The organism is Pseudomonas bananamidigenes, from assembly GCF_001679645.1.
Lineage (GTDB): Bacteria > Pseudomonadota > Gammaproteobacteria > Pseudomonadales > Pseudomonadaceae > Aquipseudomonas > Aquipseudomonas bananamidigenes.
On sequence record NZ_LRUN01000041.1, the window covers coordinates 29,762 to 43,415 of the forward strand.

Below are 13,654 nucleotides of genomic sequence, written 5' to 3' on the forward strand. Positions count from 1 at the left end.
TCAGAGGCGGCGCTGAAAGGCCCGGACGATCTGCCGGGTCGCCTCGCTGACACTCAGGTTCTGCACCGCGTCCAGCGGATGCCACAGGCAATCGACGATCTCGTTCTGTGGCCGTACTTCGTCAATATTCAGCACCGATGCTTCGTAGACGTGGTGGCGCGTGTCGCCTGACTCCAGTTCCATCAGGTACAGCATGCCGTCGGCGAGCAGGCCGGTTTCTTCCTCCAGTTCACGCGCTGCGGCGTCAGCCCTGGTTTCCTTGGGCTCGACCTTGCCGCCCGGTAAATTCCAGCGGCATCGCGGTTTGCGCACCAGGAGAATGTGTCGATCCTGCTCGCAAATGATGGTGGCGCGTACTTTCATGGGTTACCCGATTACCGGCTGTCATTAAACGGTAATAAAAATGCAATATTCGGACCGCGCCTTGATTTAGAGGCGCCTGTGGCTTTCGAGCGACAGACAGGCGTAAAAGTGCCGGGTCGTTGACGCGAAGGTGGGGCGACGTCTGGTCGGCTTTCGGTAGCCAACCGGGTGTAAGGTAAAAAAGTGCAGTTGATCGATAGTCGACAGGAGGTGCCTATGAGCATGGCGATGCTGAACAAAATGCACATGAATGGCTACGACGTACTCCGTGTGAACAATGGCCCGTGGCGGGTCTGCACGCAGGGTGATCGACTGGCGTCTTTCGCCAGCCGGGAGGAAGCACTGGCGTATGCCGCTGCGCTTCCGGGTTACAGGAGCCGCGCCGGCGGGCGCAAGTCGGGCTGAACGCCTGCAATGAAAAAGCCCCGGATTGTCCGGGGCTTTTTGTTGGCGGGCCGAGAGTCAGTGGACTTTCGTTCGGCTGATGGCGCGGGCCTTCACTTCCCGGGCATAGAGCTGCAAGCGTTCCTCGTCGCTTTGCAGGACCTCGCAAGACCTGAGCACTGTCTGCGCGTCCGCCTCGTTGCCGGATTTGCGCAACTGCTCGGCGATCCGCTTGAGATCGACTGCCGACCATCTCAGGTCAGATGCCACACTTTGCAAGTCACGTTGAAGTTCATGTTCGTATTCATTGAGCCGCATGATCACCTCCGGAACATTCTCGGTAGAAAAGAGTAGCCGCATTTTCGCAAGAGGTTGTACAGATGGACCGCAGACGCCAACGGGATACCGCTGGTCGGAACAGGAGGGTGTCGATGAGAAGCAGCGCGCCTTTCGACAGGCAAAGCATTGCGCCACGATGGATGTTCAACCAGTAACAGGGTAAATTCGCGCTTTTTCAGATGAAGGATTCATTATGCGGATGTTGATCGGGGGCCTGCTGATGGCCGCGTTGGCCGGTTGTTCACTTCCGGCATCGCTGGTCCCGGGCGAGCCGAATCTCAGCAAGGTCAGCGGCAAGGCTCCCAAGGACTACGCCGCATGCGTGTTGCCATTGTGGCAGCAGGATATTCCCAAGACCTCGCAGGTCGCGATTTCCAACGGTTACCGGATCACGGCGCCAAGCATCGTCACCGCCGACGAGATTCTCGATATCGTCAAGTACAAGGATGGCAGCCGCGTGTCGCTGTACCAGGGGCCGCCATGGGCCAAGTCCGGCTCGCTGCGCAAATCGGTACGCGATTGCCTCTGAGGCGGAACGGCCGAAATGAAAAGGCAGAAACCGCGTGATCGGTTTCTGCTTTTTTTTGCCTGTCAGTCGGTGATGTCGGTGAGCGGGATGCCCGAGCCGGCGGTCTTCCTGTCGCGACGATCCTGAATCCAGTTTTCCACCTGGCTGTTGAATTCTGCCGGCGCCTTGCGCCCGACCTTTCTGGCGATGTCGAGAATGGTCTGCTGGGCGAGGGCTTCTTCCATGCGCTTCTGCGCAACCATCATCGCCCCGTGGATCGAGCAGGTCCCGTCCACGGCCCAGTCCGGCGGCGAGCCGTCGAACAGCGCGCAGCGTCCGCGGATGTCCCGGCATTCGAAAATGTTCTTCGGGCCATCGATGGCGTTGACGATATCGAGCAGGGTGATCTCGTCCGCCGGGCGCGCCAACGTAAAACCGCCACGTACACCGCCGGTGGCCACCACGAGTTTGCCCTTGGCCAGTTTGGTGAAGATCTTCGCCAGGTAATCCAGCGGCACCCCCTGCAGATCCGCCAGGTCGCGCACGCTCGCTTCGCGACTGTCACCGCCGCTGCCCACCAGAAACGCCAGGCAATGGATGCCGTACTCGACGCCTGCACTGTAAAGCGACATAGCTATCTCCGACTTTAATTGTCGCAGATGTTAGCAGGGGTATTCGTGGCGGACAAATCTGATAAGCGTCTGAATCTTTGCCTTAAACCAGGTTTTTTTCGATTTATGGCGGTTTTTATGGGTTCGGAATCCTCAAAAAGAACCGCATTAACTATCGAATAATTCGATTCTAATGATCGGATAATCTGACTTGTTGGATATAACGGCGACCAATACAGTCGCCGTTATCCGGTGAGCAGTGTTCAACGCTTTCAGAAACCACAAGCGTGCCGACTCCCGATAAACGTGAATTCTTGACCCTCTTTCTACGACTTGGCTTCGGGCCTGGAGACAACAATGCAACAGCACATTCTGGTAATCGGCGCAGGTTTCGGTGGCATGTGGACGGCGCTGAGTGCGACTCGTCTGGTCGACATTCACAACCGCGACAACATCGAAGTGACCGTGCTGGCGCCGCAGGCGGAACTGCGTGTGCGCCCACGTTTCTACGAGCCGAATGCCCACACGCTGGCTGCGCCGCTGGGCGACCTGTTCGACGCGGTAGGTATCAACTTCATCAAGGGCGCCGCGAACACCATCGACGTGAATGCCAAAACCGTGGGTTACACCGACGCCAACGGTGCCGCTCAAGTTTTCCACTACGACAAACTGGTGCTGGCGTCGGGCAGTGGCCTGGCGCTGCCGGATACCCCGGGCGTCGCAGAACACGCCTTTGACGTTGACCAGATCGAAGCCGCGATTCGTCTGGAAAACCACCTGAAATCCTTGGCCGATCAACCTGCGAGCCAGGCGCGCAACACCGTGGTGGTGGCTGGCGGCGGCTTCACCGGCATCGAAACCGCAACCGAAATGCCGGCACGTCTGCGGGAAGTGCTGGGTGATCAGGCCGATGTTCAAGTGATCATCGTCGACCGTGGGCAGAAAGTCGGTGCGGCCATGGGCGAAGCCATCAGCGTTTCGATTGCCGAAGCGAGTGAAGCACTGGGCGTTGAATGGCGACTGGGTGTGTCGGTGCTGTCGGTCGATGAAAACGGCGTGACCCTGTCGGACGGCCAGCGCATCGAAGCAAAAACCGTGGTCTGGACCACCGGTGTGCGCGCCAGCTCCCTGACCGAGCAGATTCCGGCCGAGCGTGATCGCCAGGGCCGTCTGCATGTCGATGCGCACCTGAAAGTCATCGGCCAGGACGATATCTTCGCCACCGGCGACGTGGCTTATGCGGCCACCGACGACATCGGCAACTTCGCCTTGATGACCTGCCAGCACGCGATTTCCCTGGGCCGGCATGCCGGCAACAACGTCGCGGCGCAGATTCTCGGTGTCGATCCTACCCCGTACAGCCAGCCGAAATACGTGACCTGCCTCGACCTCGGCGCCTGGGGCGCGGTGTATACCGAAGGCTGGGATCGTCAGGTGAAACTGGTCAAGGAGGAGGGCAAGTCGCTCAAGACCCAGATCAACACCCAGTGGATCTACCCGCCGGCCGCTGACCGTGCCATTGCGCTGGCGTCTGCGGATCCACTGATTCCCGTCGTCGCGTAATCGACGCAGTTCGAAAATCCCGCTTTCGAGCGGGATTTTTCTCGCCTGCCTTTTTACCTGCATCAAGGCTATGACTAAAAGTCATTGCCCTATGATTTTTAATGGTTACGGGTGTCCCGATACCCGGTGTTAAAAAATCGCAAACACAGCTCATCAATAACAACCAGAGAGCGTTTGCAGCCATGTCCCGATTGTCCCTTCGTATCTCCCCGTGCCCGTTATTGATCCCGTTGGCCTCTCGGCCCGCGTGAGCTGTCGATCACCCCGAAAAATCCCTCTGCATCGCAAAGAGTAATGACTGATGAAAGAACTCGACCTGTACATCGGTGAAGGTTTCGAAGGCCCGGGCGTGAACGCCGCGCACATCAATATCCTGATCGGCCCGCGCAATGGTCCGGCAGGGCAGGCGTTCGCCAACAGTCTGGCATCGCCGAGCCAGGGTCACTGCCCGTTCATGGTGATCGCCCAGCCGAATATCCCGGTCAAGCCGATGACCCTGTACGTCAACAAGGCTGCGATCAGCAGCGACCTGCACGGCAACGCAACCTGGGGCGCCTCTCAGGCCGGTATCGCCAAAGCTGTGCTCGAAGCGCTGCTCGACGGCACGCTGCCGCCGGAAGCCGAAGACGAGTGGGCGATCGTCACCGCCAACTGGGTCAACCCGGCCTGCGATGACCTCGACGCGGTCTACCAGAACAACTACAACGCCTGCCGCACCGCGATCCGCGCCGCCCTGACCGGCAAGCCGGAAACCGCGCAGCTCAAGGATGTGGTCAACCACATCAGCAACCCTTTCTACACGCCAAAAGCCTGAGGTCCGCGCCATGCAATACATCCGTTTGGGCAACTCCGGCCTGCAAGTCTCCCGCCTGTGCCTGGGCACCATGAACATGGGCACCCCGGACTGGAAACCATGGATCTTCAATGAAAAGCAAAGCGAGCCGATCGTCGCTCACGCGCTGAACAACGGCGTGAATTTCATCGACCTGGCGGATTTCTATTCCGCCGGTGTCGGCGAAGAAGTGGTGGGGCGCATCGTCAAACGTCTGGCTCGTCGTGAAGATCTGGTGATCACTACCAAGGTCGGCTACGGCACCCGCAATGCGATCAACGCCAGCGGTCATTCGCGCAAGCACATCATGGACAGCATCGATGCCTCGCTGAAGCGTCTGGACATGGATTACGTCGACGTGTTCATGCTGCATTACTTCGACGTGAACACCCCGGTCGAAGAAACCATGGGCGCACTGAACGACATCGTGCGATCCGGCAAGGCACGCTACATCGGCGTGTCGACCATGCTCACCGGCCAACTGGCGAAAATCCTCATGGCCTGCGAGCGCAATGGTTGGGTCAAGCCGATCAACATGCAGCTGCAATTGAACTGCGCTTACCGCGAGGAAGAGCGCGAGATGATCCCGTTCTGCCGCGATCAGGGCATCGGCGTGTCGGTGTTCAGCCCGCTGGCCCGTGGTCTGTTGACCGGTGACGTGCAATCGACCCGCAACCAGACCGACTTCTTTACCCAGCAGATGTACAGCGACGAAGCCTCGTTCGAAATCGCTCATTCGGTACAGCGCGTGGCCCGTGCCCGTGGCGTGTCGAACGCGCAGATCGCCCAGGCCTGGGTCGTCAATCACCCGGGCGTGGACTGCATGCTGGTCGGCGCCGACACCACGGCGCAGTTCGACAGCGCACTGGCGGCATTGGAAACCAGACTCGACGCCGAGGAGCTGCATGAACTGGAACGCAACTACACCCCGTGCGACGTGATCAACGATTACACCGCCGGCAAGCGCATCCTGCGTGCGGCACGTCCGGGGCTGGAGCGCTTCACATTGCAGGGGGCTGTGGCATGAGTGAATTGATCCGTCACGGCAACTTTATCGACGGTCAGTGGGGCAGTGGTGGCGCCACTTATCCGGTGCGCAACCCGGCCAACGGTCAGTTGATCGCCGAGGTGCAAAAGGCTGGTGCCGAGGAAACCAACCTCGCCATCGAAGCCGCCAATCGTGCCTTGCCGGCCTGGCGCAAACTCACTGCCAAGGAACGCAGCCAGCGTCTGAAACGCTGGAGCGATCTGATGCTCGCCAACCAGCAGGAACTGGCGACCTTGCTCAGCCGCGAGCAGGGCAAACCATTGGCGGAAGCCAAGGGCGAAGTGGTGTACGCCGCGAGTTTTCTCGAATGGTTCGGTGAAGAAGCCAAGCGTGCCTACGGTGATGTGATTCCGAGCCACAAGGCTGATGCGCGGATCATCGTGACCAGGGAAGCCATCGGCGTGGTCGCGGCAATCACCCCGTGGAACTTCCCGCTGGCGATGGTCACCCGCAAGGTCGGCCCGGCGCTGGCTGCGGGTTGCACGATGATTCTCAAACCATCGGAAGAAACCCCGCTGTCGGCATTCGCCCTCGCGGTACTGGCCGAGCAGGCCGGGATTCCGGCGGGTGTGTTCAACATCGTCTCCGGCGACGCGGTGGCCATTGGCGGCGCGCTGCAAGCGTCCAGTGTGGTGCGCAAACTGTCGTTCACCGGCTCGACTCGCACCGGCAAACTGCTGATGCGTCAGGCTGCCGAAACCCTGAAAAAAGTCTCGCTGGAACTGGGCGGCAACGCGCCGTTCATTGTCTTCGACGACGCCGACATCGACGCGGCCGTCAAAGGCGCGATGGCCTCGAAATTCCGCAACACCGGGCAGACCTGTGTGTGCGTCAACCGCTTCTTCATTCAGGACGGCGTCTACGAAGCCTTCACCGGCAAACTCGCCGAAGCCGTGGCGGCGATGCGCGTGGGCAGTGCGTTGGAGGGGGAGACCGAACAAGGTCCGTTGATCAATGCCGCCGCGCTGGCCAAGGTCGAAGCCCACGTCAGCGATGCGCTGGAGAAGGGCGCCACACTGTTGTGCGGCGGTCGTCGACATGCGCTGGGCGGCACGTTCTACGAGCCGACCATCCTCACCGAAGCCAGCGGCAACATGCTGATCGCCCAAGACGAAACCTTCGGCCCGGTGGCGGCGTGTTTCCGCTTCAAGGACGAAGCCGAGGTGTTGGCGCGGGCCAACAACACGCCGTTCGGCCTCTCGGCTTACTTCTACAGCCGCGACATCGGCCGCGTCTGGCGCATGGCCGAAGGGCTGGAAGCCGGGATGGTCGGTATCAACGAAGGGATCATCTCCACGGAGGTGGCGCCGTTCGGCGGCATCAAGGAATCGGGCCTTGGACGTGAAGGTTCGAAGTACGGTCTGGATGACTATCTGGAGATCAAATACCTGTTGATGGGTGGTTTGTAAGCCTGCCCGAACCCTGTGGGAGCGAGCAAGCTCGCTCCCACAATTGAACAGCAAGAGCTATCGGTTTCTCCGTCAATAACAACAATTGGAGACGAACATGTCCGCTCAATCCGTAAAGATCGATGACCTGCCCATCGGGCGCTTCCACCTCAAGATCGCCGGCCTGACCTTCGGCGCACACTTTACCGACGGCTATATCCTGGGCCTGATCGGCATCGCGTTCACTTTACTCAGCCCGCAGATGCAGCTCGATGCGTTCTGGCAGGGCCTGATCGGCGCTTCGGCGTTGATCGGCCTGTTTCTCGGCAGTCTGTTTTTCGGCTGGATCTCGGACAAGGTTGGCCGGCAGAAAATCTTCCTGGTCAGTTTCGTGCTGATCACGCTCGCTTCGGTGATGCAGTTCTACGTCGAGACCGCCATGAGCCTGTTCCTCTGCCGGGTGCTGATCGGCATCGGTCTGGGCGGCGATTTCAGCGTCGGTCACGCGATGCTTGCCGAGTTCGCGCCGAAGAAACATCGCGGCGTATTGCTGGGTTCGTTCAGCGTGATCTGGACTTTCGGCTACGTCGCAGCGACCTTCGTCGGCACTGCCATGCTGAGCCTCGGTGATGATGCCTGGCGCTGGATGCTGGCGTCGTCGGCGATCCCTGCCGCGTTGATTCTGATTGCGCGAATCGGCACCCCGGAATCTCCACGCTGGCTGGTCAATCAGGGCCGGGTGGCCGAAGCCCGTGCCGTCGTCAAAAAGCACCTGGGCGACAACGTCGAACTGGATGAAACCCGCTCCAGTGAAAACCATTCGGGTTACGCGGTGCTGTTCAGTCGCGAATATCGCAAGCGCACGGCGTTCAACTGTCTGTTCTTCGTCTGCATCGTCATGCCGTACTTCGCCATCTACACCTTCCTGCCGTCGATCCTGCAGAAGATGGGCCTGGCCGAAGGTTTCGGCACCGAGCTGATGCTCAATATGCTGCTGATCCTCGGCGCATTGATCGGCATCTGGTGCACGATCAGATTCACCCGACGCGGGTTCCTGATCAACGCGTTCATCATTCTGGCGGTGGCGTTGTTTCTGCTGGCGGTGTTGCCGGGCAGTGCGGCGTGGCTGATGGTGCTGGTGTTCGGCGTGTTCACGTTGGTGTTGTCGGCGGTGAGCAATCTGGTGGGCGTGTTCCCGGCGGAGAGCTTCCCGACGGAAGTGCGGGCCAGCGGGATCGGTCTGGCGACGGCGGTCAGCCGTCTGGGTTCGGCGGTCAGTACGTTCCTGTTGCCGGTGAGCGTGGCGGGGATCGGCTTGAGTCCGACCATGGGCATACTTGCGGCGATTTTGGCGATTGGCGCGTTGCTGTCCTGGGCATGGGCGCCGGAGACCAAGTCGTTGACGTTGAGTCAGGCGTGCAAGGCGCAGAGTCCGGTGGAGGGGGGAGGCGTTGTGGCTGCGAAAGTAGCTGCTTCCGTGTGATTTTATTACGGTGAGCAGCCACTATTGTGATTTGCTTGAGATCCACCCCTCACCCCAGCCCTCCCGAAACGTCGGACCGCCCCAGAGGGGAGAGGGGGAAAGGGAGCAGATTTTCATGGTTTTCTAGGCCTGAGTTCGGCTCGGTGGATCAGGTCGATGTATGTCTAATAAACACCTCGGTAGGTCCCCTCTCCCTCCGGGAGAGGGCTAGGGTGAGGGGCTCTTCAGGGGTTGGACACAATGCCGAGCCACTCAGTAAAAAGCCTCACCTTCGACAACCCTTGCTTGTCATTCGCCACATCCAGCCAATACCCATAAGGGCCGATCACCTCAATCGGGGTGATCGGCAACAGGCTGCCGTTGGCCAGTTCCTTTTCGATCATCTGCCGGTCGATCACCGCCAAGCCACCGCCGGCCAGCGCGGTGTGGATCACCTGATCCAGGGTGCTGAATTCCAGCCCTTGCCCGGCATCGATGTCATCCCGGCCCATGGCCGCCAGCCAGTTCTCCCAGACCTTCAAACGCTTGCCGTCGTGCAGGATGTGCAGCAGCGGAAACTGCCGCAGGTCCGGTGGCTGATCGCCGTTGAACAGTTCCGGGCTGGCCACCGCGATGTGTCTTTCCATCACCAGCAACCGGCTGGCGCAATGAGGCGCTGCCGCGAGGCCGAAGCGGATGTGGCAATCGACTTCCGATAGGCTGTCGTGGCCGATCTGGTTGGTGACGCTGAGGTTGATGTCCGGGTAGCGCTGACAGAATGCGCGCAGGTGTGGCGACAGCCAGCGGGTGGCCCAGGTCGGCGGTGCCAGCACTTTCAAACGCTGGCGCAGATTGGGCACGCGCACGGCCTGCAAGGCGCGTTCGATGTGATCGAAGGCTTCGGCCAGATGCGGGGAGAGATTGCTGCCGGCTTCGGTCAGCGACAGCCCTTGAGGCGTGCGCACAAACAGCGCCACGCCGAGGTAGTCTTCAAGCTGTTTGATCTGGCGACTGACCGCGCCCTGGGTGACGTTCAACCCGATGGCGGCCTGACTGAAACTGCGATGACGGGCGACTTCTTCGAACACGCGCAGGGTGTTGAGCGAGGGCAGTTGACGCATGGAGGCGGAACTCCGGATCGGGCGGTTTATTGTTGTTTTGAGAGGGGCCTATCTGACTATTGGTGATGGGCGGATGCAAGTGTTGTTTGAGCAGACGCCATCGCGAGCAAGCTCGCTCCCACAGACACAAATCCACTGTGGGAGAGCTTGCTCGCGATAGCAATTTGAAGGGCGAAAACGAAGCTGGATCAGAAGTAGTAACCGACGTTCACATACAACTGATTCTCCCACTGGTCCAGCCCACCCGCGCCAAGGCTCTGGGTGTAGCTGCTGCCACCGATGTACGGGTCGTTTTTGCCGAACAGCCACTCCGTGGCCACCCACAATTTACTTACGGAAAACGAGGTCCCGAGAATCACCCGCTCGGACGTCTTGAAGCCGCTGGCAGACTTGTCGAATGCGCTGTAGTTGGCGTACAGCTTGATCCCGCTGATCTGATCGAACAGGTATTTGCCGCCGACGTCGTAACTCAGGTCGGCCACGTACAGATTGCCGCGACTGGCAACGTTGTAAGTGCCGTCGTAGCCACCGAGGGTCACCACTTCATCGCTGCCGGGATTGCGTGGCGACATTTGCTGCCGCGCTGCCTGCAACTGCACGCCCCACGGGCCGTTCTTGCCCATGTAGTGCACGGCCACGGCGTTGCGCCGACCATCGTTATTGGTGTCCTTGTTTTCGAGGGTCGAGGTCAGGCCGGAGATCCCGACTTCGGACTTCCACGGCCCCAGATCCATTGCCCTGGCGATTCGCAGCACCACGGTGTTGCGTTCCTGGTTGTTGCTGCCGTCGGCCACGTAGCTGTCGGCCTCGGACACCACGCTCGAATACGTCACGCCTTTGCTGGTGCCTTTGCCTTGCCAGGCCGGGCGCAGGTAATAACCGGCCTGGATGTTCCAGTCGCCGCTTTGCTGGATGTATTTGGTGCCGATCTGTTGCACGTCCTCCAGGCCGATGACGTTGCCCAGGGTTTCGTAGAAGGTGCTGCCGAAGTACGGCTGCAAGCCGAACGGCACGGTGTTGAGGCCCACTTGCACTTGCTGGTCAGGGTTGAACTTGTAGCCGACCCACGCGAACTTGGCGAAGCGGATGTCGCCGTAGTTCTTGGTGTACTGGTAGGGGTAGGAGCGACCGTAGAAGCGGTATTGCGCTTCACCGATCCACGAGTCGGAGTTGTACCTGGCACTGAGGAACACCGTGTCGAGGCCGAACTTCTGGATGTCGCGATCCGGGTCCACATCCCAGCGGGCACGGATGGCGCCGCCCAGGTCGAGGTTGTCGGTGACCTGGACCGCCATGGCCGGGGCGGCAAAGCTGCAGAACAGAGCGATGGAGGTGGTGCGCAGGCGCAAAGATGCAGGGAAGGGCATGGAGCGGCTCTCGATTGTTTTTATTAGAGATGCCGCGCAGTTTTGCCCTCCGTCCGATACAGGACAAACGATAAAAACGATGATGAAACCTGCGTCGAACGCATGTTACTCGGAAAATCCTGTAGGACAATTCGCCAATGTCGTGGGATGCTTTGCGCCTTGTCAGTGGTTTTCGAGTGCCTTGTATGAAACGCAGAATGCCCGGCCTGAATGCACTCAAAGCATTCGAAGTGGCCGGCAGCACCGGCAGCTTCACCCGCGCCGCCGAGTTGCTCAACGTCACCCAGAGCGCGGTCAGCCGTCAGGTGCGGCAGTTGGAAGAGCAGCTTGGCGAAAGTCTGCTGGAGCGCCGCCATCACCATCTTGAACTGACCGGTGCCGGCAAGATCTTGCTGCGGGCGTTGCATCAGTCGTTCGACAAGATCGAGCTGACCGTGCGCAGCATCCAGCAGAAAACCCATACCAATCGCCTGCACATCAACGCGCCGCCCACCTTCACCAGCCGCTGGTTGATGCCACGCCTGGGGCGCCTGCGCGAGCAGCATCCGGAGCTGGAGCTGAGCATCACTACTCGTTTGCAGGACAGTCTGGCGGAAACCAGCACCCTCGATTGCGCCATCCGCTTCGGTAACGGTGAATGGGACGGGCTCGACAGTTCGTTGCTGATTCAGGAACGGCACATCGCCGTATGTGCGCCGACGCTCTATGCGCGGGAGGGCGGCGATCAGGGCATTGACCTCAATCGTTTGACCCTGCTGCACGTGCTGGCCCGGGAGGATCAGCGTTATCTGACCTGGAAGCACTGGCTCGACGCGGCGCGCATTACCGGTGTCGATACCCAGGGCGGTTATGAATTCGACCTGCTGGATCTGGCGATTCAAGCGGCTGTCGACGGGCTGGGCATCACCATTGCCGACTGGCACATGGTCGCCTCGGAACTGGCCAGCGGGCAGTTGACCCAAGTGCACAACGTGCATGTGGAAGGGCACCAGTCGTACTGGCTGGTGACCCGCCCGGAACAGACACAGATGCCGCAATTGCAGGCGTTCAGTCAGTGGTTGCAGGAAGAGATCTGGCTGGCGCAGCGCCAGCTTGAGCCTTCGAAGGCGATGTTGTGAGTAACGTGCGTTTTTCGAATGTTTGATCGCCGGATAAATCGTTTGTTGAACCCGCTGTCGATGACAAGACTGGCGCCATCGATAAAAACAAACGATGGGCGATGCACATGCGAGTCGAGCGAAATTTTGTTAACGGCCACTTCATCGAGCCGGCCAGCGCGGCGCTGATCGCGGTCTACAACCCGGCCACCGAAGCGTTGATCGGCCAGGTGTCGGCCGCCACTGCCGAAGAAGCCACGGCGGCAGTCGATGCCGCCGCAGCGGCGCAGAAAGTCTGGGGAAAACTCACCAGCATCGAGCGTGCCGAACACCTGCGAGCGTTTGCAGTCGCTCTTGAAGATCGCGCCGACGCCATCGGCGCCGCCCTGGCAGCCGAATCCGGCAAAAGCCTGAACGACGCCAGCAACGAAGCTCGTTATGCCGCGCAGATCACCCGTTACCACGCCGAATGGGCACGTCGTATTGAAGGCGAGATCATTCCCAGCGACAGCCCCGACGAAAACCTGTTTCTGCACCGCGAGCCGATTGGCGTCGTCGCGTGCCTGATTCCGTTCAACTACCCGGTCTACACCCTGTTGCGCAAAATCGCTCCGGCGCTGATTGCCGGCAATACCGTGGTGGTGCGCCCGAGCAACAACACCCCGATCTCGGCATTCGAAATCGCCAAAGCCGTGGAGCAATCAGGCATGCCGGCCGGCGTAATCAACATCCTGACCATGGATCACGCCACCGCCGCAGCCGTCTGCACCCATAAAACCGTGGGTCTGATCACGCTGACCGGCAGCGTCAACGCCGGGCGCATCGTCCTCGATTACTGCAAGGCCAACATCGCCAAGCCGTCGCTGGAGCTGGGCGGCAAGACTCCGGCAATCATTGAGGCCGACGCTGATCTCGAAGCCGCCGCGAGCGCAATCATTGCCTCCAAGACCACCCACAGCGGCCAGCTGTGCACGGCGGTGGAGCGGGTCTACGTGCAGGAAAGCGTTCACGACCGTTTCCTTGCGCTGCTCAAAGCGAAAATCGCCGCCGTGAAATTCGGCGACCGCGCCACAGACGCGAGCCTGATGGGCCCGCTGGTCAACGCCAGTTCGCAGAAGAACATCCACGCCATGGTCGAGCGTGCGATCGCCGACGGCGCCGTCCTCGAAAGTGGCGGCGTGCTGCCGGAAGGCCCGGGGCATTTCTACCCGCCAACGCTGCTCAGCGGTTGCCGCCAAGGGATGGAAATCGTCCAGGAAGAAATATTCGGCCCGGTGCTGCCGGTGCTCAAGTACCGCGACATCGACGAAGCGCTGGCCATGGCCAACGACCATCAGTTCGGCCTGTCGTCGGTGCTGTACACCGAGAATTACCGAACCGCGCAGAAAGTCGCCAACGCCATCGAGGCCGGTGAGTTGTACGTCAACCGCACCCCGGCCGATCCATACCAGGGCTACCACGCCGGATGGAAACGCTCGGGCCTGGGCGGCGATGACGGCAAGCACGGCATGCTCGAATTCACCCAGACCCGACTCGTGGTCATGAAGTACTGATCCACCACCTCACGCTAC

General features: G+C 60.3%; 14 protein-coding genes. 9 read left to right on the forward strand and 5 right to left on the reverse strand.

Annotated elements, in window-relative coordinates:
- The gene (locus BBF94_RS15030) at positions 1-363 is read right to left on the reverse strand and encodes an NUDIX hydrolase (protein WP_065259778.1); all 363 of its coding nucleotides are present in this window, start codon (positions 361-363) and stop codon (positions 1-3) included.
- 216 nt (positions 364-579) lie between these two features.
- Here BBF94_RS15030 and BBF94_RS15035 point away from each other — a divergent pair, with 216 nt between their 5' ends.
- Positions 580-768 carry a DUF2188 domain-containing protein gene (locus BBF94_RS15035; RefSeq protein ID WP_065259779.1) on the forward strand — a complete coding sequence of 63 codons (189 nt, stop codon included), beginning with the start codon at positions 580-582 and terminating at the stop codon, positions 766-768.
- Between the two features lie 57 nt (positions 769-825).
- Here the strand turns inward: BBF94_RS15035 and BBF94_RS15040 are convergent, their stop codons facing one another.
- Positions 826-1,065 (reverse strand): hypothetical protein, encoded by a 240-nt coding sequence (locus BBF94_RS15040; RefSeq protein WP_065259780.1) that lies wholly within the window; start codon positions 1,063-1,065, stop codon positions 826-828.
- Positions 1,066-1,279: 214 nt separating this feature from the next.
- Between BBF94_RS15040 and BBF94_RS15045 the strand changes: the two genes are divergently transcribed.
- The gene (locus BBF94_RS15045) at positions 1,280-1,615 is read left to right on the forward strand and encodes a hypothetical protein (protein WP_065259781.1); all 336 of its coding nucleotides are present in this window, start codon (positions 1,280-1,282) and stop codon (positions 1,613-1,615) included.
- Between the two features lie 62 nt (positions 1,616-1,677).
- Here BBF94_RS15045 and BBF94_RS15050 read toward each other — a convergent pair whose 3' ends face one another.
- Complete coding sequence (locus tag BBF94_RS15050; protein WP_065259782.1) at positions 1,678-2,226, reverse strand: RrF2 family transcriptional regulator; 549 nt, start codon at positions 2,224-2,226, stop codon at positions 1,678-1,680.
- Positions 2,227-2,562: 336 nt separating this feature from the next.
- Between BBF94_RS15050 and BBF94_RS15055 the strand changes: the two genes are divergently transcribed.
- The 5 genes from BBF94_RS15055 to BBF94_RS15075 all read left to right on the forward strand — a co-directional run bounded on the left by BBF94_RS15055 (position 2,563) and on the right by BBF94_RS15075 (position 8,519).
- On the forward strand, positions 2,563-3,768 hold the full coding sequence (locus BBF94_RS15055) for an NAD(P)/FAD-dependent oxidoreductase (protein ID WP_065259783.1): 1,206 nt from the start codon (positions 2,563-2,565) through the stop codon (positions 3,766-3,768).
- A gap of 301 nt (positions 3,769-4,069) precedes the next feature.
- Positions 4,070-4,582, forward strand: coding sequence for a formaldehyde-activating enzyme (gene fae / locus BBF94_RS15060; RefSeq protein ID WP_065259784.1), 513 nt, complete (start codon positions 4,070-4,072; stop codon positions 4,580-4,582).
- 10 nt (positions 4,583-4,592) lie between these two features.
- Positions 4,593-5,627 (forward strand): aldo/keto reductase, encoded by a 1,035-nt coding sequence (locus BBF94_RS15065; RefSeq protein ID WP_065259785.1) that lies wholly within the window; start codon positions 4,593-4,595, stop codon positions 5,625-5,627.
- Positions 5,624-7,057 carry an NAD-dependent succinate-semialdehyde dehydrogenase gene (locus tag BBF94_RS15070; RefSeq protein WP_065259786.1) on the forward strand — a complete coding sequence of 478 codons (1,434 nt, stop codon included), beginning with the start codon at positions 5,624-5,626 and terminating at the stop codon, positions 7,055-7,057. The genes BBF94_RS15065 and BBF94_RS15070 overlap by 4 nt, the downstream gene beginning before the upstream one ends.
- A 97-nt stretch (positions 7,058-7,154) precedes the next feature.
- Complete coding sequence (locus BBF94_RS15075; RefSeq protein WP_065259787.1) at positions 7,155-8,519, forward strand: MFS transporter; 1,365 nt, start codon at positions 7,155-7,157, stop codon at positions 8,517-8,519.
- Between the two features lie 224 nt (positions 8,520-8,743).
- Here BBF94_RS15075 and BBF94_RS15080 read toward each other — a convergent pair whose 3' ends face one another.
- Both BBF94_RS15080 and BBF94_RS15085 read right to left on the reverse strand, forming a co-directional pair.
- Positions 8,744-9,619: a LysR substrate-binding domain-containing protein gene (locus tag BBF94_RS15080; protein ID WP_065259788.1), complete on the reverse strand. Its 876-nt coding sequence runs from the start codon at positions 9,617-9,619 to the stop codon at positions 8,744-8,746.
- A 188-nt stretch (positions 9,620-9,807) separates the two neighbouring features.
- A complete protein-coding gene (locus BBF94_RS15085) occupies positions 9,808-10,986 on the reverse strand; it encodes a hypothetical protein (RefSeq protein WP_065259789.1) in 1,179 nt (392 codons plus the stop codon).
- Positions 10,987-11,171: 185 nt separating this feature from the next.
- On the opposite strand from BBF94_RS15085, the gene BBF94_RS15090 reads away from it, so the two are divergent.
- Positions 11,172-12,104 (forward strand): LysR substrate-binding domain-containing protein, encoded by a 933-nt coding sequence (locus BBF94_RS15090; protein ID WP_065259790.1) that lies wholly within the window; start codon positions 11,172-11,174, stop codon positions 12,102-12,104.
- Positions 12,105-12,211: 107 nt separating this feature from the next.
- Positions 12,212-13,636, forward strand: coding sequence for an aldehyde dehydrogenase (gene aldA / locus BBF94_RS15095; protein WP_065259874.1), 1,425 nt, complete (start codon positions 12,212-12,214; stop codon positions 13,634-13,636).
- Positions 13,637-13,654 lie beyond the last annotated feature (18 nt).

What these genes read in the sequence shown, in the direction of transcription:
- BBF94_RS15075 (WP_065259787.1), top strand. Translation starts at nt 7,155, where the DNA reads ATGTCCGCTCAATCCGTAAAGATCGATGACCTGCCCATCGGGCGCTTC.
- BBF94_RS15045 (WP_065259781.1), top strand. Translation starts at nt 1,280, where the DNA reads ATGCGGATGTTGATCGGGGGCCTGCTGATGGCCGCGTTGGCCGGTTGT.
- fae (WP_065259784.1), top strand. Translation starts at nt 4,070, where the DNA reads ATGAAAGAACTCGACCTGTACATCGGTGAAGGTTTCGAAGGCCCGGGC.
- BBF94_RS15040 (WP_065259780.1), bottom strand. Translation starts at nt 1,065, where the DNA reads ATGCGGCTCAATGAATACGAACATGAACTTCAACGTGACTTGCAAAGT.
- BBF94_RS15080 (WP_065259788.1), bottom strand. Translation starts at nt 9,619, where the DNA reads ATGCGTCAACTGCCCTCGCTCAACACCCTGCGCGTGTTCGAAGAAGTC.
- BBF94_RS15030 (WP_065259778.1), bottom strand. Translation starts at nt 363, where the DNA reads ATGAAAGTACGCGCCACCATCATTTGCGAGCAGGATCGACACATTCTC.
- BBF94_RS15035 (WP_065259779.1), top strand. Translation starts at nt 580, where the DNA reads ATGAGCATGGCGATGCTGAACAAAATGCACATGAATGGCTACGACGTA.
- BBF94_RS15065 (WP_065259785.1), top strand. Translation starts at nt 4,593, where the DNA reads ATGCAATACATCCGTTTGGGCAACTCCGGCCTGCAAGTCTCCCGCCTG.
- BBF94_RS15090 (WP_065259790.1), top strand. Translation starts at nt 11,172, where the DNA reads ATGAAACGCAGAATGCCCGGCCTGAATGCACTCAAAGCATTCGAAGTG.
- BBF94_RS15055 (WP_065259783.1), top strand. Translation starts at nt 2,563, where the DNA reads ATGCAACAGCACATTCTGGTAATCGGCGCAGGTTTCGGTGGCATGTGG.
- BBF94_RS15070 (WP_065259786.1), top strand. Translation starts at nt 5,624, where the DNA reads ATGAGTGAATTGATCCGTCACGGCAACTTTATCGACGGTCAGTGGGGC.
- BBF94_RS15050 (WP_065259782.1), bottom strand. Translation starts at nt 2,226, where the DNA reads ATGTCGCTTTACAGTGCAGGCGTCGAGTACGGCATCCATTGCCTGGCG.
- aldA (WP_065259874.1), top strand. Translation starts at nt 12,212, where the DNA reads ATGCGAGTCGAGCGAAATTTTGTTAACGGCCACTTCATCGAGCCGGCC.
- BBF94_RS15085 (WP_065259789.1), bottom strand. Translation starts at nt 10,986, where the DNA reads ATGCCCTTCCCTGCATCTTTGCGCCTGCGCACCACCTCCATCGCTCTG.